Origin of the sequence: Streptomyces sp. NPDC093071, assembly GCF_044754545.1 — a bacterium.
Lineage (GTDB): Bacteria > Actinomycetota > Actinomycetes > Streptomycetales > Streptomycetaceae > Streptomyces.
Genome location: NZ_JBIVPH010000001.1, coordinates 247,124 through 272,810 on the forward strand (window position 1 = coordinate 247,124; position 25,687 = coordinate 272,810).

Annotated in this window: 23 protein-coding genes; 19 read left to right on the forward strand and 4 right to left on the reverse strand. The window is 74.9% G+C overall.

Going from position 1 to position 25,687, the window contains the following annotated elements; translation table 11 throughout:
* The first annotated feature begins 19 nt into the window (after positions 1-19).
* From ACIQD7_RS00965 to ACIQD7_RS01030, 14 genes are all read left to right on the forward strand, one after another.
* Positions 20-1,201 (forward strand): ROK family transcriptional regulator, encoded by a 1,182-nt coding sequence (locus tag ACIQD7_RS00965; protein WP_053647808.1) that lies wholly within the window; start codon positions 20-22, stop codon positions 1,199-1,201.
* Between the two features lie 410 nt (positions 1,202-1,611).
* Positions 1,612-3,135, forward strand: a complete 1,524-nt coding sequence (locus ACIQD7_RS00970) for a sugar ABC transporter ATP-binding protein (RefSeq protein ID WP_402438209.1) — start codon at positions 1,612-1,614, stop codon at positions 3,133-3,135.
* Positions 3,132-4,163, forward strand: coding sequence for an ABC transporter permease (locus tag ACIQD7_RS00975; protein ID WP_161374406.1), 1,032 nt, complete (start codon positions 3,132-3,134; stop codon positions 4,161-4,163). Before ACIQD7_RS00970 ends, ACIQD7_RS00975 begins: the two co-directional genes overlap by 4 nt.
* 64 nt (positions 4,164-4,227) lie before the next feature.
* Entirely contained in the window at positions 4,228-5,265 is a 1,038-nt protein-coding gene (locus ACIQD7_RS00980; protein WP_402438212.1) for a substrate-binding domain-containing protein, read from the forward strand.
* A 134-nt stretch (positions 5,266-5,399) separates the two neighbouring features.
* Entirely contained in the window at positions 5,400-6,596 is a 1,197-nt protein-coding gene (locus ACIQD7_RS00985) for a Gfo/Idh/MocA family protein (RefSeq protein WP_402438215.1), read from the forward strand.
* 109 nt (positions 6,597-6,705) lie between these two features.
* On the forward strand, positions 6,706-7,707 hold the full coding sequence (locus ACIQD7_RS00990; RefSeq protein WP_402438218.1) for a sugar phosphate isomerase/epimerase family protein: 1,002 nt from the start codon (positions 6,706-6,708) through the stop codon (positions 7,705-7,707).
* Between the two features lie 183 nt (positions 7,708-7,890).
* Positions 7,891-9,039: an inositol-3-phosphate synthase gene (locus ACIQD7_RS00995; protein WP_402438221.1), complete on the forward strand. Its 1,149-nt coding sequence runs from the start codon at positions 7,891-7,893 to the stop codon at positions 9,037-9,039.
* Positions 9,036-10,094, forward strand: a complete 1,059-nt coding sequence (locus ACIQD7_RS01000) for an SCO3242 family prenyltransferase (RefSeq protein ID WP_402438224.1) — start codon at positions 9,036-9,038, stop codon at positions 10,092-10,094. Before ACIQD7_RS00995 ends, ACIQD7_RS01000 begins: the two co-directional genes overlap by 4 nt.
* Positions 10,091-10,978 (forward strand): sugar phosphate isomerase/epimerase family protein, encoded by an 888-nt coding sequence (locus ACIQD7_RS01005; RefSeq protein WP_402438227.1) that lies wholly within the window; start codon positions 10,091-10,093, stop codon positions 10,976-10,978. The genes ACIQD7_RS01000 and ACIQD7_RS01005 overlap by 4 nt, the downstream gene beginning before the upstream one ends.
* Complete coding sequence (locus tag ACIQD7_RS01010; protein ID WP_402438230.1) at positions 10,975-11,637, forward strand: EboA domain-containing protein; 663 nt, start codon at positions 10,975-10,977, stop codon at positions 11,635-11,637. Before ACIQD7_RS01005 ends, ACIQD7_RS01010 begins: the two co-directional genes overlap by 4 nt.
* A gap of 14 nt (positions 11,638-11,651) precedes the next feature.
* A complete protein-coding gene (locus tag ACIQD7_RS01015; protein WP_121829934.1) occupies positions 11,652-12,500 on the forward strand; it encodes a TatD family hydrolase in 849 nt (282 codons plus the stop codon).
* 12 nt (positions 12,501-12,512) lie between these two features.
* On the forward strand, positions 12,513-13,685 hold the full coding sequence (eboE, locus tag ACIQD7_RS01020) for a metabolite traffic protein EboE (protein WP_402438235.1): 1,173 nt from the start codon (positions 12,513-12,515) through the stop codon (positions 13,683-13,685).
* Complete coding sequence (locus tag ACIQD7_RS01025; protein ID WP_402438238.1) at positions 13,682-15,115, forward strand: alkaline phosphatase family protein; 1,434 nt, start codon at positions 13,682-13,684, stop codon at positions 15,113-15,115. Before eboE ends, ACIQD7_RS01025 begins: the two co-directional genes overlap by 4 nt.
* A gap of 613 nt (positions 15,116-15,728) precedes the next feature.
* Positions 15,729-16,949 carry a metallophosphoesterase gene (locus ACIQD7_RS01030; RefSeq protein ID WP_402438241.1) on the forward strand — a complete coding sequence of 407 codons (1,221 nt, stop codon included), beginning with the start codon at positions 15,729-15,731 and terminating at the stop codon, positions 16,947-16,949.
* 27 nt (positions 16,950-16,976) lie between these two features.
* Here the strand turns inward: ACIQD7_RS01030 and ACIQD7_RS01035 are convergent, their stop codons facing one another.
* The 3 genes from ACIQD7_RS01035 to ACIQD7_RS01045 form a co-directional block, all read right to left on the reverse strand.
* Complete coding sequence (locus tag ACIQD7_RS01035; RefSeq protein ID WP_402438244.1) at positions 16,977-17,801, reverse strand: tetratricopeptide repeat protein; 825 nt, start codon at positions 17,799-17,801, stop codon at positions 16,977-16,979.
* A gap of 180 nt (positions 17,802-17,981) precedes the next feature.
* Positions 17,982-18,500, reverse strand: a complete 519-nt coding sequence (locus tag ACIQD7_RS01040) for a hypothetical protein (protein WP_402438247.1) — start codon at positions 18,498-18,500, stop codon at positions 17,982-17,984.
* A gap of 25 nt (positions 18,501-18,525) precedes the next feature.
* A complete protein-coding gene (locus tag ACIQD7_RS01045) occupies positions 18,526-18,744 on the reverse strand; it encodes a hypothetical protein (RefSeq protein WP_402438250.1) in 219 nt (72 codons plus the stop codon).
* A gap of 325 nt (positions 18,745-19,069) precedes the next feature.
* Here ACIQD7_RS01045 and ACIQD7_RS01050 point away from each other — a divergent pair, with 325 nt between their 5' ends.
* Positions 19,070-19,642, forward strand: coding sequence for a potassium channel family protein (locus ACIQD7_RS01050; protein WP_402438254.1), 573 nt, complete (start codon positions 19,070-19,072; stop codon positions 19,640-19,642).
* Between the two features lie 97 nt (positions 19,643-19,739).
* Entirely contained in the window at positions 19,740-21,107 is a 1,368-nt protein-coding gene (locus ACIQD7_RS01055; protein WP_402438257.1) for a chloride channel protein, read from the forward strand.
* A 66-nt stretch (positions 21,108-21,173) separates the two neighbouring features.
* Here ACIQD7_RS01055 and ACIQD7_RS01060 read toward each other — a convergent pair whose 3' ends face one another.
* On the reverse strand, positions 21,174-21,767 hold the full coding sequence (locus tag ACIQD7_RS01060; protein WP_121829912.1) for an MBL fold metallo-hydrolase: 594 nt from the start codon (positions 21,765-21,767) through the stop codon (positions 21,174-21,176).
* Between the two features lie 82 nt (positions 21,768-21,849).
* On the opposite strand from ACIQD7_RS01060, the gene ACIQD7_RS01065 reads away from it, so the two are divergent.
* From ACIQD7_RS01065 to ACIQD7_RS01075, 3 genes are all read left to right on the forward strand, one after another.
* Positions 21,850-22,806, forward strand: a complete 957-nt coding sequence (locus tag ACIQD7_RS01065; protein ID WP_402438260.1) for a GlxA family transcriptional regulator — start codon at positions 21,850-21,852, stop codon at positions 22,804-22,806.
* Between the two features lie 513 nt (positions 22,807-23,319).
* Positions 23,320-24,297: a 3-oxoacyl-ACP synthase III family protein gene (locus ACIQD7_RS01070; protein ID WP_402438263.1), complete on the forward strand. Its 978-nt coding sequence runs from the start codon at positions 23,320-23,322 to the stop codon at positions 24,295-24,297.
* Positions 24,294-25,670: an aminotransferase class III-fold pyridoxal phosphate-dependent enzyme gene (locus ACIQD7_RS01075; protein ID WP_402439663.1), complete on the forward strand. Its 1,377-nt coding sequence runs from the start codon at positions 24,294-24,296 to the stop codon at positions 25,668-25,670. The genes ACIQD7_RS01070 and ACIQD7_RS01075 overlap by 4 nt, the downstream gene beginning before the upstream one ends.
* Positions 25,671-25,687: the final 17 nt, after the last annotated feature.

Below are 25,687 nucleotides of genomic sequence, written 5' to 3' on the forward strand. Positions count from 1 at the left end.
GGAGGGGGACATGAGGCGCATGACGGCCCGGCCCGCGAACGCGCATCAGGCCCGCCTGCTCCGGCTGCTGCGCGACGGCGGCCCCAACTCGCGTGCCCAGCTCGGCGATCAGGTCGACCTCTCCCGCTCCAAGCTCGCGGTCGAGGTGGACCGGCTCCTGGAGACGGGCCTCGTCGTCGCGGACGGACTCGCCGCCTCCCGGGGCGGACGCCGCTCGCACAACATCCGGCTCGCTCCCGAACTCCGCTTCCTGGGCGTCGACATCGGCGCGACGTCGATCGACGTCGCGGTGACCAACGCCGAACTGGAGGTCCTGGGACACCTCAACCACTCCATGGACGTGCGCGAGGGCCCCGTCGCGGTCTTCGAGCAGGTCCTGTCGATGGTCGGCAAGCTCAAGGCGTCGGGCCTGACGGACGGGCTCGACGGCGCGGGCATCGGCGTGCCGGGCCCCGTCCGCTTCCCCGAGGGCGTCCCGGTGGCCCCGCCGATCATGCCCGGATGGGACGGGTTCCCCGTCCGGGAGGCGCTCAGCCAGGACCTGGGATGCCCCGTGATGGTCGACAACGACGCCAACCTGATGGCCATGGGAGAGCAGCACGCGGGCGTCGCCCGGTCCGTGGGCGACTTCCTGTACGTCAAGATCGGCACCGGCATCGGCTGCGGGATCGTCGTCGGCGGGGAGGTCCACCGCGGTACGACGGGAAGCGCCGGCGACATCGGGCACATCCAGGTCGATCCGGAGGGCCGGGCCTGCGGGTGCGGCAACCGGGGGTGCCTGGAGGCCCACTTCGGCGGCGCCGCGCTCGCCCGTGACGCCGAGGACGCGGCGCGCGAGGGACGTTCGGTCGCCCTCGCCGCCCGGCTCGAGGCCGCGGGCGCGCTGACCGCGGCGGACGTCTCCGCGGCCGCCGCGGCGGGGGACGCCGCGGCCCTGGACCTGATCCGGGCGGGCGGTGACCGGGTCGGCCAGGTCATCGCCGGTCTGGTGAGCTTCTTCAACCCGGGGATGGTCGTGATCGGAGGCGGGGTGACGGGACTCGGGCACACGCTCCTCGCGAGCGTGCGGACCCAGGTGTACCGGCGCTCCCTCCCGCTCGCGACCAGGAACCTGCCCATCGTCCTGGGCGAGCTCGGCTCGACCGCCGGCGTGACCGGCGCGGCCCGGCTCATCAGCGACCACCTGTTCTCGCCGGCCTGATCCGGACCGGCGGGCACCGCGAGGTGCCGAGCACGACGACACCGCGAGGTGTCCGGCACAGCGGCGCCGGGAGGCGCCGAGCACGACGGCACCGGGAGGTGCCGAGCACGTGAGCACCGCCCGGTGCCGCGCGGGCACCCCCGTACGACCCGCCGCACGCGCGCCCCGTACCGCTCCGTACCACCCGTACGCCCCGCACCGTTCGTAGCACCCGTACGCTCCGCACCGCTCGTACGCCCGCACCGTTCGTAGCCCCCGTACGCCCGCACCCGTTCGTACCGCCCGTACGTCCCGCACCACCCGTACGACCCCATCGCCGCGGCCCCGTAGCGCCGTCGGAACATCCGGTCACGCCCCCGCCCTCGCGTCCGCCCTGCCCGCTCACGGCCCGCAACAGCCGAGGAATCGTCATGGCACCAGAACCGCCCCTGCTCACCATGTCCGGCATCACCAAGTCGTTTCCCGGAGTCCGCGCCCTCGACGGCGTCGACCTGGAGGTCCGGGCCGGAGAGGTCCACTGCGTCCTCGGCCAGAACGGCGCCGGCAAGTCCACCCTGATCAAGGTCCTCGCCGGCGCCCACCAGCCGGACGGCGGCACGATCACCTGGTGCGGACGCGACGTGACGCCGGGCTCCCCGATCGCGGCCATGCGCCTCGGCATCGCCACCATCTACCAGGAACTCGACCTGGTCGAGGGGCTGTCCGTCGCCGAGAACGTCTTCCTCGGCCACGAGCCCACCTCCGCGGGCTTCGTCGTCCGCGCACGGACCGCCCGCGCCGCCACCGCACGGCTCCTGCGACGCCTCGGCCACGGCGAGATCGACCCCGCGCGCCGGGCCGGCGAACTCTCCGCCGCCCAGAGGCAGATCGTCTCCATGGCCCGCGCCCTCTCGCACGACGTGCGCCTCATCGTCATGGACGAGCCGTCCGCCGCCCTCGACCCGGAAGAGGTCGACAACCTGTTCCGGACCGTCGGCGACCTGACCGCCGACGGGGTCGCCGTCGTCTACATCTCCCACCGCCTGGAGGAGATCCGCCGGATCGGCGACCGGGTCACCGTCATCAAGGACGGCCGGACCGTCGCGGGCGGGCTGCCCGCGAAGACCACCTCGACCGACGAGGTCGTCACGCTGATGACCGGCCGCAGTGTCGAGTACGTCTTCCCCGAGCGCCCCGCGCCGACGGCCGCCGCCAGGCCCGAACCCGTCCTGTGCGTCGAAGGCCTGTGCCGCGAGGGCGAGTTCACCTCGCTGGACCTGGAGCTGCGCCCCGGCGAGATCATCGGTCTCGCCGGGCTCGTCGGATCGGGGCGCTCCGAGATCCTGGAGACGGTCTACGGCGCGCGCAGGCCGACCGGCGGGCGCGTCCTCGTCGACGGGGTGCCCCTGCGGCCGGGCAGCGTCCGCGCGGCCGTCCGCGCCGGCATCGGCCTCGCCCCCGAGGAGCGCAAGGCGCAGGGCCTGCTGCCGATGGAGTCCGTCACCCGCAACGTCTCCGTCTCCTCCCTCGGCCGCTTCTCGCGCGGCGGCTGGCTCGACCGGCGGCGGGAGCGGGAGGACGCCCGGCGGGCGACCCGCGAGCTGTCCCTGCGGCCCGACGACCCCGACGCCCGGATCCGGACCCTGTCCGGCGGCAACCAGCAGAAGGCGGTGCTCGCCCGCTGGCTGCTGCGCGGCTGCAAGGTGCTGCTCCTCGACGAACCGACCCGCGGGGTCGACGTCGGCGCCCGCGCCGAGCTGTACGCGGTCGTCCGGCGGCTCGCGGACGAGGGCCTCGCCGTCCTCCTCGTGTCCAGCGAGGTGCCCGAGGTGCTGGGCCTCGCCGACCGCGTGCTCGTGCTGCGCGAGGGGACCGTCGTCCACACCGCCGACGCCCGGGAACTCGACGAGCACCGCGTGCTCGACCTCGTGATGGAAGGAAGCCCGACGGCATGACACAGTCGACCACTCCGGCGGGGCAGGACGCGCCGGTCACCCCCTTCTCTCCCCCGCCGGGCGGGAAGACCGCGGCGCGCCGGCCCCTGGGCCTCCGCCCGGACGTCCGCAACCTGTCCCTGCTCGGCGTCCTGGCCGCCCTGCTGGTCGTCGGGGGCGTCACCAGGCCCGACGAGTTCCTGGCCGCGAGCAATCTGCAGCTCGTCCTGACCCAGGCGTCGGTCATCGGCGTCGTCACCGTCGGCATGACCTTCGTCATCACCAGCGGCGGCATCGACCTGTCGGTCGGGGCCATCGTGGCGCTGGCGTCCGTCTGGGCCACCACGGTGGCGACCCAGGAGTACGGTTTCGCCGGCATCCTCTTCACGGCGGTGGTCGTGGGCCTGGGCTGCGGCCTCGTGAACGGCCTCCTCGTCGCGTACGGCGGGATGGTCCCCTTCATCGCGACCCTCGCGATGTTCGCCTCCGCGCGCGGCCTCGCCCTCCAGATCACCGAGGGCAGGACCCAGATCGTCACCGTCGAATCCGTCCTGGACCTGGGCCTCCCCGACGCCTACGTCCTCGGGATCCCGCCGCTCGTCCTCGTCTTCGCCGCCGTCACCGTCGTGGGCTGGCTCCTCTTCAACCGCACCACGTTCGGCCGCCGGACGGTGGCCGTGGGCGGCAACGCGGAGGCCGCCCGGCTCGCCGGCATCGACGTGCGCCGCCAGCGCCTCTACCTGTACCTGCTCTCCGGGCTGTGCTGCGGCATCGCCGCCTTCCTGCTGATCGTGCTCGCCGGCTCCGGCCAGAACACCAACGGCAACCTGTACGAGCTCGACGCCATCGCCGCCGCGATCATCGGCGGCACCCTCCTCAGCGGCGGCCGGGGCACCATCGTCGGCTCGGTCCTCGGCGTCCTCGTCTTCACCACAATCACCAACATCTTCGCCCTGAACAACCTGGAGAGCGCCGTCCAGCAGATCGCCAAGGGCGCGATCATCGTCGCCGCCGTCCTCGTGCAGCACCGCGCCGCCCGCGACGCCTGACACCCCGACCCCTCCCCCGCCTCCCGACTCCTCCCCCGACACCCGCTCGAAGGGATCCACCGCCATGCCGGAAACCAGCCGCAGACACCTCCTCCTCGGCGGCGCCGCCGTCTCCGCCGGGGCCCTCCTCACCGCCTGCACCAGCAACGAGCCCAAGAATGCGGCGCCCGCCGGGAGCGCCGCGCCCGCCGCCGAGGACAAGCCCGGCACCCCCGTCACCATCGGGTTCGCCGGCCCGCAGGCCGACCACGGCTGGCTCAACGCCATCAACGAGAACGCGAAGCGGCGCGCCGCGAAGTACTCCGACGTCACCCTGGAGATCACCGAGGGCTCCAACGACACCGCCGCCCAGATCGGCCAGGTCCAGACCCTCATCAACAAGAAGGTCGACGTCCTGGTCGTCCTGCCGGCCGACGGCAAGGCCCTCACCCAGGTCGGCCTCCAGGCCATGAAGGCGGGCATCCCCGTCGTCAACCTCGACCGGATCTTCGCCTCCCCGCAGGCCTACCGCTGCTGGATCGGCGGCGACAACTACGGCATGGGCCTCAACGCCGGCCGCTTCATCGGCGAGCGGCTCAAGGACAAGCCGAACGCCACCGTCGTCGAACTCGCCGGCATGGACAGCCTGGAGCTCACCAAGCAGCGCACCCAGGGCTTCGACGACGCCCTGAAGAACTATCCGAACATCCGCAAGGTCGCCCGCCAGGCCGCCGACTTCACCGTCGAGTCCGGGCAGGCCAAGATGGCCCAACTCCTGCAGGCCCAGCAGAAGTTCGACGCCCTGTGGAACCACGACGACGACCAGGGCGTGGGCGCGCTGCGCGCCATCGCCCAGGCCGGCCGCAAGGACTTCCTGATGGTCGGCGGCGCCGGGGCCAAGTCCGCCATGGACGCCATCAAGGCCGACTCCGGCGTCCTCAAGGCCACCGTCCTCTACCCGCCGACCATGGCCGCCTCCGCGATCGACCTCGCCCGCGCCCTCGGCCAGAAGAAGGGGATCGGCGGCATGTCCGAGCTGGAGATCCCCGCCTCGATCACCCTCTACTCCGCCGTCGTCACCAAGGACAACGTCGACGACTACCTGCCCACCGGCTTCAACTGACCGGCACGAGCGCCGTCCGGCGGACCACCGGCGGTCCGCCGGTCCTTCGGCCCCGTCCGGGCGGGGCCCGCTTCCGGCGCGCCACGGAACCGACGTCTCCACCGGCCGTGGCCGGTGCCTGCGAGAGGACACCAATGGAACAGAGGGACAGCGAGAGGGTCCCGCCGACGCTCGGCATCGGCCTGATCGGTTACGCGTTCATGGGCGCGGCCCACTCCCAGGGCTGGCGCACGGTCGGCCGCGCCTTCGACCTGCCGCTGCGGCCGGTGCTCGCCGCGGTGGCCGGCCGTGACGCCGGCGCCGTCCGGGCCGCCGCCCGCCGGCACGGCTGGGCCGCCGCCGAGACCGACTGGCGCGCCCTGATCGCCCGCGACGACGTCCACCTCGTCGACGTCTGCACGCCGGGCGACAGCCACGCGGAGATCGCCGTCGCCGCCCTGGAGGCCGGCAAGCACGTGCTGTGCGAGAAGCCGCTCGCGAACTCGGTGGCCGAGGCCGAGGCGATGGCGGCGGCCGCCGCGCGGGCCGGGGAGCGCGGCCAGGTGGCCATGGTCGGCTTCAACTACCGCCGGGTGCCGGCCCTGGCGCACGCCCGCCGGCTGGTCGCGGAGGGCCGGCTCGGCGCGCTGCGGCACATGCGGCTCAGCTATCTCCAGGACTGGCTCGTCGACCCCGACTTCCCGCTGACCTGGCGCCTGGAGCGCGAGCACGCCGGGTCGGGTGCCCTCGGCGACCTGGGGGCGCACATCGTGGACCTCGCCCAGTACCTGGCGGGGGAGCCGCTGGTCGGGGTGTCGGCGCAGCTGGAGACGTTCGTCCGGGAGCGGCCCCTCCTCGCCGGGGTGTCGGCCGGTCTGCACGCCTCCGGCGGTACGGGCCACGGTCCCGTCACGGTCGACGACGCGGCCGTCTTCACCGGGCGGCTCGCCTCCGGGGCGCTCGCGACCTTCGAGGCGAGCCGGATGGCGCCCGGCCGCAAGAACGCGCTGCGCCTGGAGGTCGACGGCGAGCGGGGCTCCCTCGCCTTCGACCTGGAGCGGCTCAACGAACTGTCCTTCCACGACCACACCGAGCCCGCCGTCACGGCCGGCTTCCGCCGCATCCTCGTCACCGAGCCCGGCCACCCCTATCTGGAGGGCTGGTGGCCGCCCGGCCACACGCTCGGCTACGAGCACACCTTCGCCCACCAGGCCCGCGACCTGGTGACGGCGATCGCCGCGGGGACGGCTCCCGCGCCGTCGTTCGCGGACGGCCTCCAGGTCCAGCGGGTGCTGGCCGCCGTGGAGGAGAGCGCGGCGAAGAACGCCGTCTACACCCCCGTGTCCGCCTAGTCCCGTGTCCGCCCAGCCCCCGCATCCCGCCAGCCCCGTATCCCGCCCGCCTCGTATCCCATCAGCCCCCTATCCCCTCAGCCTCGCATCCCGCCAGGAGGACCGGACCGTGCCACGACCCTTCACGCTCTTCACCGGCCAGTGGGCCGACCTGCCCCTGGAGGAGGTCTGCCGGCTCGCCCGCGACTTCGGCTACGACGGACTCGAACTCGCCTGCTGGGGAGACCACTTCGAGGTGGACAGGGCGCTCGCCGACCCGGCGTACGTCAAGGGCAGGCGGGAACTTCTCGACGCGTACGGCCTGAAGTGCTGGGCGGTCTCCAACCACCTGGTGGGACAGGCCGTCTGCGACGACCCGATCGACGAGCGCCACCGGGCGATCGTGCCCGGCCGGATCTGGGGCGACGGCGACGCCGAGGGGGTGCGGCGGCGGGCGGCCCGCGAGCTGGCGGACACCGCGCGGGCCGCGGCGGCGCTCGGCGTCGACACCGTCGTCGGCTTCACCGGCTCCTCCATCTGGCACCTGGTCGCGATGTTCCCGCCGGTCCCCGAGCGCATGGTGGAGCGCGGCTTCGAGGACTTCGCGGAGCGCTGGAACCCGATCCTCGACGTCTTCGACGCCGAGGGCGTGCGCTTCGCCCACGAGGTGCACCCCAGCGAGATCGCCTACGACTACTGGACCACCCAGCGCGCCCTGGAGGCGATCGGCCGGCGCCCCGCCTTCGGCCTGAACTTCGACCCGAGCCACTTCGTGTGGCAGGACCTCGACCCGGTCGGCTTCCTGTGGGACTTCCGCGACCGGATCTACCACGTGGACTGCAAGGAGGCCCGCAAGCGGCTCGACGGCCGCAACGGGCGCCTCGGCTCCCACCTGCCCTGGGGCGATCCCCGGCGCGGCTGGGACTTCGTCTCCGCGGGCCACGGCGACGTGCCCTGGGAGGACGTCTTCCGGATGCTCCGCTCGATCGGCTACACCGGGCCCGTCTCCGTGGAGTGGGAGGACGCGGGCATGGACCGGCTCATCGGCGCCCCCGAGGCCCTCTCCTTCCTCAAGCGGTACGACTTCGACCCCCCGGCCGCCTCCTTCGACGCGGCCTTCTCCGGCCCGTGAACCGCGAGCGCCGCCGGGAGCCGGAGGGCGGGCCCGCACGGAGGGGCCGTCCATGAGCCGGCGGCGGGCGGGGAGGCGTCGTACCCCCCGCCCGCCGTCTTCCCCGCCCACGACGAGACCCGTACGGGGGCCCGGACCGACACCTACACCGACACCTACACCGACACGGCAGGGAGGCGGACAGTGCAGCACGGGAACACGACGGGGAGACCGGTCCACGACCGGCGGACACGCACCGGAGTCTGGTTCGTGGGGGCGCGCGGATCGGTGGCGACCACCGCCGTCACCGGGTGCGCGGCCGTCACCACGGGACTGTACCCACCGACCGGCATGGTCACCGAGACGCCACCGTTCGTGGGGGCGGGGCTGCCCCCGCTGGGCTCGCTCGTCTTCGGCGGTCACGATACCGCCGACTGCCCCCTGCCGAAACGCGCCGAGGACCTCACCGGGGCCGGTGTGCTCCCCGCCGGTCTCGCCCGGGCCGTCCACGCCGAACTGGCCTCGGCCGACGGGGAGATACGGCCGGGCGGACCACTCCCCGGGGACACCCGCACCGACGAGGAGCTGATCACCGGCTTCGCCGGCGACCTGGCCGCCTTCCGTACGCGTCACGCGCTGGCGCGGGTCGTCGTCGTCAACGTCTCCTCCACCGAGCCGCTGCCGGAGCCGGACGCCACGCGTCTGCCGCCCAGCTCCCTGTACGCCGCCGCCGCGCTGCGCGCCGGCTGCCCGTACGTCAACTTCACGCCCTCGACCGGGCTGCGGACCCCCGCGCTCACGGCCGCCGCCGAGGCGAGCGGCCTCCCCCACGCGGGCCGTGACGGCAAGACGGGCCAGACGCTCCTGCGGTCCGTCCTCGCCCCGATGTTCGTCCAGCGGGCCCTGACCGTACGGGCGTGGTCCGGGACCAACCTGCTGGGCGGCGGGGACGGGGCGGCCCTGGCCGATCCGGCGGCCGCCGCCGCCAAGAACGCAGGGAAGGAACGCGTCCTCACCGAGACGCTCGGCGCGGGCGTCGAGGGCGACGTCCACATCGACGACGTCCCCGCGCTCGGCGAGTGGAAGACGGCCTGGGACCACATCGCCTTCGACGGCTTCCTCGGCTCCCGGACGATCCTCCAGACGATCTGGCAGGGGTGCGACTCGGCCCTCGCCGCCCCGCTGGTCCTGGACCTGGCGCGGCTCGTCGCCCGGGCCCACGAGGCGGGCCTCACCGGGCCCCGCCCCGAACTCGGCTTCTACTTCAAGGATCCCGACGGCGGCCCGGCCGGGCTGTCCGAACAGTTCGGCGCGCTCCTCTCCTTCGCCGACCGGCTCCGGGAGGCCGGATGATCCGCTCCCCGTTCCCCCGGCCCGCCGGGGGGAGGCTGAGGGCCTGGAGCGAGCTCCTGCGCGTCTCGGCCCTGCTCAGCGTCCCGGGCGACGCCCTCGCCGGGGCCGCCGCCGTGGGGGTGCGGCCCGGCAGGGGCACCGCCTGGGCCGTCGGCTCCTCGCTGTGCCTCTACGAGGCGGGCATGGCGCTCAACGACTGGGCGGACCGGCACGAGGACGCCGTCGAGCGCCCCCACCGCCCCGTCCCCTCCGGCCGGGTGAGCCCCGGGGCGGCCCTGGGCGCGGCCGGGGTGCTCACCGCCGCCGGACTCGCCCTCGCGGCCCGCGCCGGCCGTCCCCCGCTGGCGGTCGCCACGGCCCTGGCCGCGACGGTCTGGGCGTACGACCTCCGCCTCAAGCACACGCCCGCCGGCCCGGCCGCCATGGCCACGGCCCGGGGCCTGGACCTCATCCTCGGCGCCACGGCGACGGCGTCGGTGCCCCGGAGGGGGGTGCCGGGCGCGCCCGGCGCGGGCGGGGCGGGAGGTGCCTCTCACCGTACGGCTGCCCCTCCCCCGGCCGCCTCGCCGCTCGCCGCCCTCCCCTCCGCCGTGGTGCTCGCGGCGCACACCTACGCCGTCACCGCCGTGTCCCGGCACGAGGTCCAGGGCGGTTCCACGGGCGCGCCCCTGGGCGCGCTCGCCGCCGCCACGGTCCTCGGCGCTTTCACCGCCTCGACCCGCCCGGACCCGTACCACCAGGGTCCGGCCCACCCGGCCCCGTACAGTCCCGGCGCGGGAAGGAGACCAGCGTCCGTGCCTCGCCGTTCCACGGCGCAGCGCGTCACCCCGCTCCTCGCCGCCGTCTACGTCCGCACCGCCGCCCGTCCCCTCCTCCACGCGGCCCTGAACCCGTCCCCGCTCCTCACCGGGCGTGCCGTCGGCGGTGGCATCCGGGCGATGATCCCCCTCCAGGCCGCCCTCATGTCCCGCTCCAGAGCGACCGCCGGGGGACTCGCCCTCCTGGGTCTCGTCCCCCTGACCCGCCGTCTCGCACGAAAGGTCAGCCCCACGTGAACGGACTCCCCACGACCCCCGCCCCGGTCCCCCTGCGTTACGGCTACGGGACCAACGGACTGGCCGACCTCCGGCTGGACGACGCCCTCGGGCTCCTGGCCGACCTCGGCTACGACGGCGTCGGCCTCACCCTCGACCACATGCACCTCGACCCCCTCGCCCCCGGCCTGGCCGCCCGCACCGCGCGCGTGGCGCACCGGCTGGGCGGGCTCGGCCTCTCCGTGACCGTCGAGACCGGCGCCCGCTACGTCCTGGACCCCCGCCGCAAACACGGGCCCTCCCTCCTCGACCCCGACCCGGACGACCGCGCCGCCCGCGTCGGGCTGCTCGTCACCGCCGTGCGGGTCGCCGCGGACCTCGGTGCCCACGCCGTGCACTGCTTCAGCGGCACCGCGCCGCCCGGCACCGACCCGGACACCGCGTGGAAGCGCCTCGCGGAAGCGCTCGGGCCGGTCGTCGAGGCCGCCGGCACCGCGGGCGTCCCGCTCGCGATCGAGCCCGAGCCGGGTCACCTCCTGGCCACGCTGGACGACTTCCACCGGCTGCGGGCCGCCCTGGGAGACCCCGCGCCCCTCGGCCTCACCCTCGACATCGGCCACTGCCAGTGCCTGGAGCCGCTGCCGCCCGCCGACTGCGTCCGCGCCGCCGCTCCCTGGCTGCGCCACGTCCAGATCGAGGACATGCGGCGCGGCGTCCACGAGCACCTGCCGTTCGGCGACGGCGAGATCGACTTCCCGCCGGTGCTCGACGCCCTGGCCTCCACCGGGTACGGGGGGCTCGCCGTGGTCGAACTGCCGCGCCATTCGCACGCGGGTCCCGAACTCGCCCGCGACTCCCTCGCCTTCATCCGCTCACTGACCCCGGAAGGAGGCCCGGCCGCGTGACCGTCGTCCCCTCCCCCGACATCCCCTCCCCCGCCGCCCCTTCCCCCGACGCCCCGGCCGTCTCGCGCGCCGCCCTCGACGCGCGACTCACCGACACCGCCCGCGCGTGGCTGGCCGAAGCGCTGGCGGAAGCCGCCGGTACGGACCCGTCCGGGGCCCCGGACGCCGTCCCCGCCTGGGAGCTGCGCTTCGCCGCCGCCGGACGTCACTGCGGGCACGAGCACGCCGACGCCGTCCGCGTCCTCCTCCTCACCGGGGCCCGCCCGGGCCAGGAGGCCCTCGACCGCCTCTACCACCGGGGCAGCGCCGCCGAACGCCGCGCCGTGCTCCACGCCCTGCCGCACCTCGTGGACGGCCCCGAGGCGCTGCCCCTCGTCGCCGACGCGCTGCGCACCCACGACACCCGGCTCGTCGCCGCGGCCGTCGGCCCCTACGCGGCCGCCCACCTCGACCAGCACTCCTGGCGGCACGCCGTCCTCAAGTGCCTCTTCGTCCACGTCCCCGTCGACACGGTCGCGGGGCTGCGGCGCCGGGCCCGCGGCGACGCCACGCTCGCCCTCATGCTCACCGACCACGCCGCCGAGCGCACCGCCGCCGGCCGCGACGTCCCCCACGACCTGGAGCGCGTGCTCGCCCTGACGGTCCAGGCACGTCCGTAGCCCGAGGAGTCCCGATGCGCATCTTCGACCCCCACGTCCACATGACCTCGCGCACCACCGACGACTACGAGGCCATGTACGCCGCCGGTGTCCGCGCCCTGGTCGAGCCGTCCTTCTGGCTCGGCCAGCCGCGCACCTCCCCGGCCAGTTTCCTCGACTACTTCGACGCCCTCCTGGGCTGGGAGCCCTACCGGGCCGCCCAGTACGGCATCGCCCACCACTGCGCCCTGGCGCTCAACCCCAAGGAGGCCAACGACCCCCGCTGCGCCCCCGTCCTGGACGTCCTGCCCCGCTACCTCGTCAAGGACTCCGTCGTCGCCGTCGGCGAGATCGGCTACGACTCCATGACGCCCGCCGAGGACACCGCCCTGGCCGCGCAGCTTCAGCTCGCCGCCGACCACGGCCTGCCGGCGCTGGTCCACACGCCCCACCGGGACAAGCTCGCCGGGCTGCGCCGCACCGTCGACGTGGTCCGCGAGTCCGCCCTCCCTCCCGAGCGGGTCCTCCTCGACCACCTCAACGAGACGACGGTCCGGGAGGCCGCGGAGAGCGGCTGCTGGCTCGGTTTCTCCGTGTACCCGGACACCAAGATGGACGAGGACCGGACGGTGGCGGTCCTGAAGGACCACGGCACCGAGAGGGTCCTGGTCAACTCGGCGGCGGACTGGGGGAAGAGCGATCCGCTGAAGACCCGCCGGGTCGGCGAGGCGATGCTCGCCGCCGGGTTCGACGAGGACGACGTCGACCGGGTGCTGTGGCGCAACCCGGTCGCCTTCTACGGGCTCAGCGGCCGCCTCCGGCTCGACGTCCCGCCGCCGCGGGGGCTGCACGAGGGCAACTCCGTTCTGCGCGGCGGGGAATGAGGGGGTACGGCGATGCGCTTCCGGCACCCCGACGGGTCCGTCGTCCACCTGTCGTACTGCACCAACGTCCATCCGGCCGAGACCCTCGACGGCGTCCTCGCCCAGCTCCGCGACCACTGCGAGCCCGTCCGCCGGCGGCTGGGGCGCGACCGGCTCGGCATCGGCCTGTGGCTGGCGAGGCCGGTGTCCCGCTCCCTGACGGACGACCCGGCGGCGCTGCGCGCCCTGCGGGCCGAGCTGGACCGCCGGGGCCTGGAGGTCGTCACCCTGAACGGCTTCCCGTACGAGGGCTTCGGCCTGGACGAGGTCAAGTACCGGGTGTACCGGCCGGACTGGACCGAGCCCGAGCGCCTGGCGTACACGACCGATCTGGCCCGTCTCCTCGCCGCCCTCCTGCCCGCCGACGTCACCGAGGGGACGATCTCCACGCTGCCGCTCGCGTGGCGCCGGGGGTTCGGCCCGGCCGGGCGGGCGGCCGCGCGGGACGCCCTGGCCGTCCTCGCCGAACGCCTCGACTTGTTGGAGGAGTTGACGGGCAAGTCGGTCCGGGTGGCCCTCGAACCCGAACCCGGCTGCGCCGTGGAGACCACCGCCGACGCCATCGGCCCCCTCACGGCGGTCGGCGCGCCGCACCGCGTCGGCGTCTGCGTGGACACCTGCCACCTGGCCACCTCCTTCGAGGACCCGGCCGGCGCGCTGTCCGCCCTGGACGCGGCGGGCGTCACCGTCCCCAAGGCCCAGCTGTCCGCCGCCCTGCACGCCGAACACCCGCACCTGCCCGCCGTGCGCGAGGCGCTGGCGGCCTTCGCCGAGCCCCGGTTCCTCCACCAGACCCGTACCGTCGCCGCCGGCGGGCTGCGCGGCACCGACGACCTCGGCGAGGCCCTCGCGGGAGAGTCCCTCCCCCGTACGGGCCCCTGGCGCTCCCACTTCCACGTCCCCCTGCACGCGCGGCCCGCGCCGCCGCTGGCCTCCACGCTCCCGGTGGTCGCGGACGCCCTGGCCCTGCTCGTGGGCGGTCCCGTCCCCCGGACGCGCCACCTGGAGGTCGAGACCTACACCTGGCAGGCGCTCCCGCCCGAGCTGCGGCCCCTCACCCGGGCCCGGCTCGCCGACGGCATCGCCGCCGAACTCTCCCTGGCGCGCGACCTCCTGACCGACCTCGGCCTCAAGGAACTGCCATGACCGACGCCTCCCCAACGCCCGCCTCCCCGCGCCCCACCCCGCTCCTCGTCCTGGACGTCGTCGGTCTCACCCCCCGGCTCCTGGAGCACATGCCGAACCTGAGGGCGCTCGCCGCCGCCGGTTCCCGGGCGCCCCTCGCCACCGTCCTGCCGGCCGTCACCTGCGCCGCCCAGACCACCTTCCTGACCGGCACCCTCCCGTCGGAGCACGGCGTCGTAGGCAACGGCTGGTACTTCCGGGACCTCGGCGACGTGCTGCTGTGGCGCCAGCACAACGGACTGGTCTCCGGCGACCGGCTCTGGGACGCCGCCCGCCGCGCCCACCCCGGCTACACCGTCGCCAACATCTGCTGGTGGTACGCCATGGGCGCCGACACCGACGTCACCGTCACCCCCCGCCCGGTCTACTACGCGGACGGCCGCAAGGAACCCGACTGCTACACCCGCCCGCCGGCCCTCCACGACGAACTCACCGAGAGGTTCGGCACCTTCCCGCTCTTCCACTTCTGGGGCCCGGGGGCCGACATCGTCTCCAGCCGGTGGATCGCCGAGGCCACCCGGCACGTCATGCGCACCCGCGACCCCGACCTCACCCTCTGCTACCTCCCGCACCTCGACTACGACCTCCAGCGCTACGGCCCCGACGACCCGCGCTCCCACCGGGCCGCCGCCGAGCTCGACGCCGTCGTCGGCCCGCTCCTGGCGGACGCCCGGGCCGGGGGCCGCACGGTCGTGGCCCTCTCCGAGTACGGCATCACGCGGGTGGAACGACCCGTCGACATCAACCGCGCGCTGCGCCGGGCAGGCCTCCTGGAGGTGCACGTCCAGGACGGCATGGAGTACCTGGACCCCATGACGTCCCGGGCCTTCGCGGTGGCCGACCACCAGGTGGCCCACGTCTACGTCCGGCGTCCCGCCGACCTCCCGGCGGTCCGGGAGGCGCTCGCGGACCTCCCGGGGCTCGCGCGGCTCCTCGACGACGAGGGCAAGAAGGAGCACGGGCTCGACCACCCGCGCTCGGGGGAGCTGGTCGCCCTCGCCGAACCCGACGCCTGGTTCACGTACTACTACTGGCTGGACGACGCCCGCGCCCCCGACTTCGCCCAGCTGGTCGAGATCCACCGCAAGCCCGGCTACGACCCCGCCGAACTCCTCATGGACCCGGCCGACCCGTACGTGCGGATCAAGGCGGCCAGGGAGATCGCCCGGAAGAAGCTCGGGATGCGCTACCGGCTCGCGGTCGTCCCCCTCGATCCTTCCCCCCTCCGCGGCAGCCACGGTCTCCTGCCCACGAGCGAGGACGAGGGCCCGCTCCTCCTGTGCTCCCGCCCGGGCGCCGTGGACGGCCGGGTCGAGGCCACGGACGTGAAGGCCCTCCTCCTGCGCCTGGCCGGGCTGGAGACGGGCGCGGTCGCCCCGTCCTCGTCCTGAGCCGGGGCGGCGCCCCGCTTTCGTGCGGCCGGCCGGGGCGCGAAGGGCTCAGCGGGGGTGGTGGGTTCCGCGCCGCCAGACGTCGGTGACGGCGCGGGTGGAGGTGATGTCGTCGGTGCCGGCGAGGAGGGGGCCCGGCCGCGTGCAGGGTCGCGGTGACCTCTTCCGCGTGGGGCGGCAGCGTCTTCCGTCCCGCGTCGAGGACCTCGACGTGGGCGAGGGCGGTGACGCACCACCGAGGGCCTCGCCGTCGCCGCCCTGACCGGCCTCGTCGAGACCCTCGCGGACCTCTCCTCCGGCCCGACCCCGGACCAGCTCCGCCGCCTCGACGAGGCCCTGCGCGTCCTGATCGGAAGCACCGACCGGGAGGCCGGGGGCGCCGAGCGCGTGGCGGAGTGAGGGACCGGCCCTCCGGTGGTGTCCGCGTCCTCCGGAGCCCGGAGGAGGGTCCTTCCCGCGACCGGCGGACAATGGACTCTCCAAGAGGATCCGGCAGTCGGGACCGGAGCGGAGCCGTGCCGCGGGCGGACGGCCGGTACGACGACCGTGCCGCGGCCGCCGCCCGGCTCCGCCACGGGCACGGTCCGCCGGGCAGAACCCCGGGAGGGGAAGCGTGACCGAGACCAGTGACACCCGATCCGCCGCCGGTGAAGCCCGAGGAGCTTCACCGGGGCGGCTGCAGCGCCTGATGCGCTACGTCCCCCTGATCGCCCCCGTCCTGCTGTGGGCCGTGCCGTGCTGGGTGCTCCTGCACACCGGTCAGCACTGGCCGTTCCCCGTCGCGCCGGTCGGCACCGCCCTGTTCGTCCTCGGTCTGGTCGTCATGCCGCTCGCGATGACGCGCGGCCACGGCCGGCGCCAGCGGGACCGGGCGGCGATCGTCGGGGACACGCTGCTGGGCGGCGTCTGGGTCCTGTTCACCTGGTCCGTCCTGCTCGGCGTCCTGCTGCGGGCCGCCCTGGCCGTGGCCGGGGTCGGCGACGGGCAGGACCGGGCGCGCACCGTCACCTGGGCCGTCCTCGGCACGACCGCCGTCCTGCTCGCCCGGGGCTACGCCGAGGCCCGGCGCGTGCCGCGCGTGCGGCGGCTCGACGTGCCGCTCCCCCGCCTGGGGGCCGGGCTGGACGGCACCCGGGTCGTCCTGATCACCGACACCCACTACGGCCCGCTCGACCGCGCCCGCTGGTCGACACGGGTCTGCGAGACGGTGAACGCCCTGGAGGCCGACCTGGTCTGCCACACCGGCGACATCGCGGACGGCACGGCCGAGCGCCGCCGCGCCCAGGCCGAGCCGCTCGGCACCGTGCGGGCGACCCGGGCACGGGTCTACGTCACCGGCAACCACGAGTACTACAGCGAGGCGCAGGGCTGGGTCGACCTGATGGACGAGCTGGGCTGGGAGCCCCTGCGCAACCGCCACCTGCTGCTCGAACGCGGCGGCGACACCCTCGTGGTCGCCGGCGTGGACGACGTCACCGCCGAGTCCTCCGGCCTCGCGGGCCACCGCGCCCACCTCGCCGGAGCCCTGGACGGCGCCGACCCCGACCTCCCCGTCCTGCTCCTCGCCCACCAGCCGAAGTTCGTGGAACGCGCGGCGGAACACGGCATCGACCTCCAGCTCTCCGGCCACACCCACGGCGGTCAGATCTGGCCCTTCCACTACTTGGTCCGCCTCGACCAGCCGGCCGTCGCCGGTCTCAGCCGCCACGGCGCGCGCACCCTCCTCTACACCAGCCGCGGCACCGGCTTCTGGGGCCCGCCCTTCCGCGTCTTCGCCCCCAGCGAGATCACCCTGCTCGTCCTGCGCTCCCCGCAGGGGCCTGTCGCCTCCTAGCGCCGGGCGGGGTCGAGCGGCGTCCCCTCAGGCCCGGTCGCCGATCAGAGCCGTGCCGATCAGCGCCGTGCCGATCAGGGCCTCGGCCGCCCCGGGGTCACCGGCGAGCCGTCCGGCCTCGCGGATCTGCTCCTCGGTCAGGGCCCCGGTCCTCACCAGCCGGATCGCCTCGTGGGCGCCGTCCCCGTCGCCGTGGGCGAGCAGGGCGAGGAACCAGCGCACCGCCCGCACCGGGTCCGGCTCGGTGCCGAAGCCGTCGCGGTACCAGCAGGCGGCGGCGTTCATCGCGCCCGTGTGCCCGCGCTCGGCCGCCCGGACGTACCAGCCCAGCGCCTCCTCGTCCCGGTCCAGGGCGGACAGCCGGTCGGCGAGTACGGCACCGGCGGCGGCGACCCCCTCGTGCGCGGCGGCCTCCAGCAGCCGCAGGGACTCGTCGGGGTCGTCGACCAGGTGGGCGAGGTTGAACATGCCGTAGGCGTCCCCGCCCCCGGCGGCCGCCCGGAACAGTTCGACGGCGCGCGCCCGGTCCTCCTCGACGCCCAGGCCCGCCACCAGCATGTGCCCGTAGGTGCGCTGCCCGGCCGGGAGCCCGGCCTCGGCCGCCGCGCGGGCGTAACGCACGGCCATGGGCAGGGCCGACTCGTCGAAGTACTCCAGGTAGATCCCGGCGAGCAGGGCGGCGGCCTCCGCCGACCCGCCGTCCGCCATCGGTACGAGTTCGACGGTCACCCCGGCCGCCAGCTCGGCGCCCTCGGCGCTGCCCTCCATGGCGGCCCGGACGAAGGCGTGTCCCGCGGCCACCCAGTCCCCGGCCCCGGCCGCCCTCCGGCCCTCGTCCAGCTCCCTCTTCATGCGGGGAACCCTATGCCGGAGCCCGGCGGGCCGTGCGCGGGGCCGTGACCGGATCGCCGCGGCACCCGGCACCCGGGCCTTCCTCCATGAGCGGGGCCCGGCGCCGGGACCCGGTGTCCGGCCGGCCGAGCTCTCGGGTCTCCGGTCCGGCGACGAGGAAGCACAGATGGCCGCCTCGTGTCACGCCGTCCCGAGGGCCACGGGGGCGGCGGCCGCGCGGGGCGCGTCGGTCTCGGCCCGGGCCATCCACGCGTCGAGCTGCTCGCGGGTGGTGCGGGGATCGGCGACCAGGGCGCCCAGGTCGTCGCCCTCGACGACGGTGGTCGCCAGGGCCGGGCAGCGGCGGCAGCCGTCCACGCCGACCTGCGCCCACCACTTGCAGTGGGCGCGCAGATGACACCGCGGCACGTTCCGGTTCTCGTCCGTCGGCGTGACCGCCACCCGCTCCACCAAGGTGCAGTCGTTGCCCCTGCGGTGCAGACAGTCGCTGACGCAGTGCGACGCGAAGCGCAGCACCCGGGTCGGCGCGACGTCCTTCGGGACGACCGGCAGGACGTCCCTCGCCGGCACCGGGTCGGCGAGGTACACGACCTCCCCGTCCTGCCCGGAGCGGACGCCCAGCACGACCGCCTCCGGCGCTTCCGGGCTGCCGCTCGGGCACCAGGTCCTGCTCGTCCCGGAACGTTCCGCGGTGCTCATCTCGGTCTCCTCGCCGGTCCGGCCGCTACACGATCTGTCCGGCGCAGGCCGGAAGGCAGGCGGCGGCGAGGCGCTCCTGCGCGACGGCCTCGGTGAGGTGCGCCTGCAGCTGCGCCGAGCCGATCTGCTGGGGCTTGGGCGACGACGGCTGCGCGGACGCGGTGCCCCCGCCGCCGAGGAGAAGCGCGGCCGCGGCGGCGGCCGCCGCGGCACCGCCGACGGCGGAACGACCCGAGTACGTCATGACGAAACCTCCTGGTTTTGCCCTGTGGAAAGAGGGTGTACGGGGACACTAGGGCGCTCCCGCGGCCGCCGGCGGCAGTTCCGGCGGCGGCCCCGGCGGCGGCTTCGGGCGCGTGCGGGGCTCGCCCGGGCCGGGGCGTACGCGAAGGTCCGGTCACCGGCGTGCGCCTTCCGGCGGCATCCGGCGGGGTCTCCGGTCGCGGGATGCGGGAGGAGCGCTTTTGCTGGACGGGCGGCGGGTGCTTCGTCGCGCGCGAGTTCCCCGACGACGCCGGTGCGGTGGACCGGAGCGGCCGTCAGGAGGCCGGGAAGGAGCCGAGGCCCTCATGAATCCGCTGCCGGGACGTGACGGGAGCCGGCCCGCGGGTCCGCGCCGCGCGCGTTCGTTCCTGCCGTTGCTGCGGTCGACGGTCGTGTCGGCGGCGGCCACCGTCGGCTACTACCTGCTCCCCTTCGACAAGGACCTCGACCGGCACACCGTCGTGGTGCTCGTCCTGGGCCTGTCGGCGCTCGGCGTGCTGCTGGCCCTCCAGACGGTCGGCATCGTCCGTTCGCCCCACCCCCGGCTGCGCGCGGTCGAGGCCCTGACCACCGCGATCCCCCTCTTCCTGCTGCTGTTCGCGGCCACCTACTTCCTGTACGCGCGACAACAGGGAGGGCAGCCCTTCTCCGAACCGCTCAGCAGGAACGACGCCCTGTACTTCACGGTGACCGTCTTCGCCACCGTCGGCTTCGGCGACATCGCGCCCGTGTCGGAGGCGGCCCGCGTGCTGACCACGTGCCAGATGGTGGCCGACCTCGTCCTGGTGGGCCTGGTCGCGAAGGTCCTGGTCGGGGCGGTCCGCATGGGGGTGGAGCGGCAGCGGTCCGCCACGGCACCGGAGCGGCCCGAGCCGTGACGCCCGTACAGCTCCTACAGCTCCTACAGCTCCTACAGCCCGTACCGACCGCCTCGCCCGCCCCGCCCGCCCCGCCCGCCCCGGAAGGACGGAATCCATGACCGCGCCGCACACGCCTCCGGCCTCCTCGCCGGAGCCCGAGGAGTGCTCGGAGGCCGACCGGCTGCGGGACCTCCTGCGGACCCCCGCGTACCTCAAGGCCCTCGTCTTCAGCGCTCTGGTCGGCGTCCCCGTCTCGCTGGCCGCCTTCTGGTTCCTCGTCGGGCTCCACCAGCTGGAGCACGTGCTGTGGGCTGACCTGCCGAAGGCGCTCGGCCTCGGGGCCCCTCCGGCCTGGTGGCCGCTGCCGCTGCTCGCCGTCGCCGGGGTCGTCGTGGGCCTCGTGGTGACCCGGCTGCCCGGCGCGGGCGGTCACGTCCCCGCCGGCGGCCTGCACGCGGGAGGTTCCTCGGCGGCCGCCCTGCCGGGGGTGGTCGTCGCCGCGGTCGCGAGCCTGCCGTTCGGTGCCGTCCTCGGCCCCGAGGCGCCCCTGATCGCGCTCGGCGGCGGTCTGGCCCTGCTCTTCCGGCACCTCGTCCGCGCCCCGGCCACCCCGCAGAGCACCGCGCTCCTGGGCGCGGCCGGTGCGGCGGCGGCCATCGCCGCGATCTTCGGCAACCCCCTCGTCGCCGCCGTGCTCCTGATCGAAGTGGCGGGCGTGGGCGGGCCGCGGCTGTTCGTCGTCATGCTTCCCGCGCTGCTGTCCAGCGGCGTCGGGGCCGTGGTGTTCACGGGCTTCGGACGCTGGACCGGTCTCGAGACGGGCGGTCTCACGGCTCGTTTCCCCACCGCTCCCCCGCGGCTGGACGCCGGGGACGTGGTGTGGTCGGTCGTGCTGGCGGCGGGGATCGGCGCGCTGGTGCACCTGGTGCTCATCGGCGGTCGGCTGACCGCCGCTTTCGTGGCGGCCTCCCCCTTCGTACGGACGGTGGTCTGCGCCGTCGGCGCCGGGGGCTGCGCCGCCCTCTACGCGGTCGCGACGGGGCGCAGCCCCGCCGAGGTCGCCTCGTCCGGTCAGGCCACGCTGGTCGGGCTCGCCGCCGACCCGCACGCCTGGAGCGTGGGCGCGCTGCTCGCCGTCCTGCTGTTCAAGGGCGCCGCGTACGCGCTCTGTCTGGGGAGCCTGCGCGGCGGCCTTGTGTTCCCCGTGCTCTTCCTGGGGGCGGCCGTGGGCGTGCTGCTCGCGCCGCTGCCCGGCCTCGGGGTGATCCCCGGCGCGGCCGCGGGCATGGCCGCGGCGACGGCCGCCGCCCTGCGGCTCCCGGTCAGCAGCGTGGTCCTGATCGTCCTGGTCCTCGGCAACTCCGAGACGATCCCGGTGGTGATCCTGGCGGCCGTCACGTCCTTCGTCGTCGCGGAGCTGCTCCCCGCGGGCCCGTCGCCGCAGAAGGCCACCGGCGGTCCCGCGCGGGTGCCGGGGCCGTAGGGGCCGGTTCCCGACCGTCGTCGGCCCGGTCGCCCGGCCGGAGACCCCGGCCCGTACGGGCCGCACTCAGCGCGGCGTGGTCTCGTCGCCCCTGAACGGCCCTCCGTGGCCCGGCACGATCAGGTCGGCGGCGGCCAGCACCCGGAGCCGGGAGGCGCGCAGCAGTGCGCGGTCGGGGGCCACCGGGTCGTCCGCCGGGCCGTTCGCGTGCCACCACAGGTCACCGGCGAAGGCGACCACGCCCGACTCCGTGCCCGCCAGCAGGGTGATGTCCTCGGCGCTGTGGCCCGGGGTGCGGATCAGCCGGAGCGACGGGGTGAGTTCGTACCCCTCCGCGTCCCGGTTCCGCCAGCCGTCGCCGGAGTACTCCACCTTGTGGTCGTGCACCCGGGCCCGCCCGAACAGGCCCGCGTTCATGGTGTTGTCCGGGTGGTGGTGGCTGAGCACCACGTCGGTGATGTCGTCGGGGCCGAGCCCCAGCTCCGCGAGCGGGGCGAGGATCAGGTCGCGGCTCGCCACCATGCCCGGGTCGAAGACCACGTGCCGGCCGGCGTCGGCGACGTAGGAGACGGTGGCGGCGACCCCGGGGCCGGTGGAGCCGACGTATCCGGTGGTCAGGATCGTGTACACGGCGCTGCGGCCGAGCGGTGCGTCTGTCATGCCCTCAATGTTCTTCGCCCGGAGGGGCGTTCACGAGTGGCACGTCTGCCGCCGATCGCAGGATTGGTGCCACACTGCGCGCATGGCTCCCTTCACGACCGTCGCCGCGTACGCCCCGCCCGGCGTCGGGATGCTCGCCGTCGGCATCGTCGCCGAGGTCTTCGGCCCGCACGGCGAGGCGCTGCCCGGCTTCGACTTCGCCCTGTGCGCCGAGCGGCCCGGTCCCGTCCCCACCGACCTCGGGGTGCCGCTCGCCGTCACGCACGGCCTGGACCGGCTCGCCTCGGCCGATCTGGTGATCGCCCTGCCGTGGGCCGGCTTCCGCACGCCGCCCGCTCCCGCCGTGCTCGACGCGCTGTCGGCCGCGCACGGGCGCGGCGCGCTGGTCGTGGCCCACTGCGTCGGGACCTTCGCGCTCGCCGCCGCCGGGCTGCTCGACGGCCGGCGGGCCACCACCCACTGGCGGTTCGCCGACCTGCTCGCCCGCCGCCACCCCGACGTCACCGTCGAACCCGACGCCCTCTACGTCGACGAAGGACGCGTCGTCACCGGCGCGGGGGCCGCCGCCGGCTTCGACCTCTGCCTGCACCTGCTGCGGCGGGAGCACGGGGCCGCGATGGCCAACGCGGTCGCCCGGGACATGGTGCTGCCCTCCCACCGGGACGGCGGGCAGGCGCAGTACCTGGCCGCCCCCGTCCCCGAGGGCTGCCGCGACGAGCGCCTCTCCGAGGTCCTCGCGTGGGCCCGCGAGAACCTCGACCGGCCGCTTCCCGTCGCGGAACTGGCCCGGCGCGCCCTGATGAGCAAACGCTCCTTCGCCCGCCGCTTCGCCGCCGCGACCGGCACCACTCCCCACGCCTGGTTGCGGAGCCTGCGGCTGAGCGGCGCCGAGGAGCTCCTGGAGACCACGGATCTGTCGGTCGAGGAGATCGCCCGCCGCGTCGGCTACGGAAGCGCGACCGTCCTGCGCGAACAGTTCGTGCGCCGCCGGGGAGTGCCGCCCCGCGCCTACCGCCGCGCCTTCACCAACACGCCGTAACGGGGCGGGGTCAAGGGGGCCGGTTCGGAGCCCCGCCCGTGCTTCGTGGCGCGCCCGGCTACCCCGTACACCCTTTGAGCAAAATCCATAGACGGTAAACATCTGCTTGCGAGCGCGCCGGACCGCCGCCCGGGACCCACTTCGGCCATGGCGCGTCCCCCTCTCTTGCGCGGTCTCCGACCACGTACCGGAACGGGTGGCCGAGACTGTCGCCGCGCGACGGAACCTCCTTAGTACACCTGGGGTTTTCCGTCGCACGGGCCGAGTCTCCGCACCACGGCACCCCGCCACGGCCGCACTCGACGAGAACCGTCACGGCTTTCCTGAAGGGAACCTTCTGGTCGTTTTCCGGTCCGAATCGATCAACAAACCTGTCCAGAAAGGAACTTGGTGACACCTCTCACAAGCCGGGACACCCGTGTTTACCGCCGTAGGCGTGAGGTAGGCGACCCTTCGCAGTCACCGACCGGTCATTACGGGATCAGGTCGATCATTTTCCTGAATGGGGAGAACATGCCGAACGGGATACTCCGGGTGGCCGGTCACGTGCCGTCCCGCGTGGTGGACAACAGCAGGATCAGCGACTGGGCGGGGACCGACGAGGACTGGATCGAGGAGCGCACCGGCATCCGCGAACGCCGTTACGCGGACGGGGAGTCGGCGACGTCCGATCTCGCGGCGGCCGCGGCCTCCCGGTTATTGGGTGCGCCGTACGGGCCCCACGACATCGACGCCCTGATCGTCGCGACCACGACCCCCGACCAGCCGCAGCCGGCCACCGCCGTCTTCGTCCTGGAGCGGCTCGGCCTCGGCGCCCTGCCCGCCTTCGACCTGAACGCCGTCTGCTCCGGCTTCCTCTACGCCCTGGACGTGGCGGACTCCCTGCTGTGCGCCCACGCCGACTGGCGCAACGTCCTGGTGATCGGGGCCGACACCTACTCGACGATCATGGACCGGACGGACCGCAGGACCGTCAGCCTCTTCGGCGACGGTGCGGGGGCCGTGCTGGTGGGACGCGTTCCCGACGGCTACGGCATCCACGCCAGCTCCCTGCTCGCGGACGGGACGACCACCGACCACGTACGGGTCGAGGGCGGTGGCTCGCGGCGGCCGGCCGCCACCCTCCGGGACCCCGGCGCCCACCACTTCCGCATGAACGGACGGGCCGTCAAGGACTGGGCCGTCCAGCACGTACCCAAGGCCGTGCACCAGGCGCTGGACGAGTCCGGCGTCGGCCTCGGCGACATCGACCGCGCCGTCTTCCACCAGGGCAACCTGCGGCTGGTGGAGACCCTCGCCGACACGCTGGGCATCGACTCCCGCAAGGTCGCGGTCACCGCCGACCGCTACGGCAACACCGCCGCCGCCTCCATCCCGCTCACCCTCAGCGAGAGCCACCGCGCCGCGCCCCTGCACCGGGGCGAGCGCGTCCTGATGGCCTCCGTCGGCGGCGGCATGACGGCCGCCGCGTCCGTCATGACCTGGTACTGAGCCGCGTCACCACCCGGTGCCGAGCCCCGTCCGGCCGTACCGCCGCACGGCGGCCCCACCGCCCCACCCGTCCATCCCGCACACCACACCCCGCGACACACCACCAGGAGACACCCATGCTTCCCACCGTCAGCCACGGGGCCGGCGTCCACGTCTACGACACCGAGGGCCGGGAGTACCTCGACGGCTGCTCCGGAGCGATCAACACCAACCTCGGCCACGGACTCCCCGAGATCACCTCCCGGATGCACCGGCAGCTCGACGCCATCGCCTTCGCCTACCGGACCCAGTTCACCTCCGAGCCGCTGGAACGGCTCTCCGCGCTGCTGACCGAACTCGCCCCCGGCACCCTCGGCAACCCGGTGTACGGCAACTCGGGCTCCGAGGCCATCGAGGCCGCCCTGCGCCTGACGACCCTGTTCCACTCCGAGGCCCACCGGCCCTTCAAGTGCACGGTGCTGACCGAGGAGCCCAGCTACCACGGGATGACCGCCGGCGCGCTCGGCGCCTCCGGCCACCCGGCCCGCAGGCACGGCCTCACCCCGCTCCTCGCGAACCAGGCCACCGTCGCCAAGGTGCGCCCCCGGCAGGGCGACATGCGCGCGGACGTCGAGCAGTGGGAGCGGGCGATCGAGGAGGTGCAGCCGCAGAACCTGGCCGCGGTGATCGTCGAGCCCGTCGGCGGCGCGTCCTCCGGAGCCGTACCGTGCGACCCGGCCGTCCTCAGGAGGCTGCGGGAACTCGCCGACGAGCACGGCTTCCTGCTGATCGCCGACGAGGTCATGACCGGCCTCGGCAGGACCGGCACGTGGTTCGGCTGCGACCACGCCGGGATCGTCCCCGACGTGCTGGTGCTCGGGAAGGGCGTGACGGCCGGATACGCGCCGCTGTCCGCCGTCCTGGTCCGCGACGAGATCGCCGCCGCCTTCGACCGACCGCTGGGATCGGTGGTGTTCGGGCACACGATGGCCGGCGCGCCGCTCGCCGCCGCCGCGGGCCTGGCGACCGTGGAGTACCTGAAGGAGCACGACGTCCCCGCGCTCGCCGCCCGCTCCGGCCGTCGTCTGCGCACCCTCCTGGAGGGCCTCGTCGACCGCCACCCCGTGGTGCGCGACGTCCGCGGCCGCGGCCTGCAGCTCGCCCTCGGCCTGCACGCCGGGACCGCCCACGACCTGGTCCTGGCCGCGCGCGAACACGGCCTGCTGCTGTACCCCGCCGGGGTGAACGCCCTGACGGAGTCCGTACTGGTGGCGCCGCCGCTGAACAGCACGGAGGCCGAGCTGGAGGAGCTGGCCGTCCGTCTGGACCACAGCCTCACCGCCCTCACCCCGGCCCCCGCCGCCCAGGCCGACGAACTCGTCGCCGCCCGCTGACCCGCCCCCTCGCACCG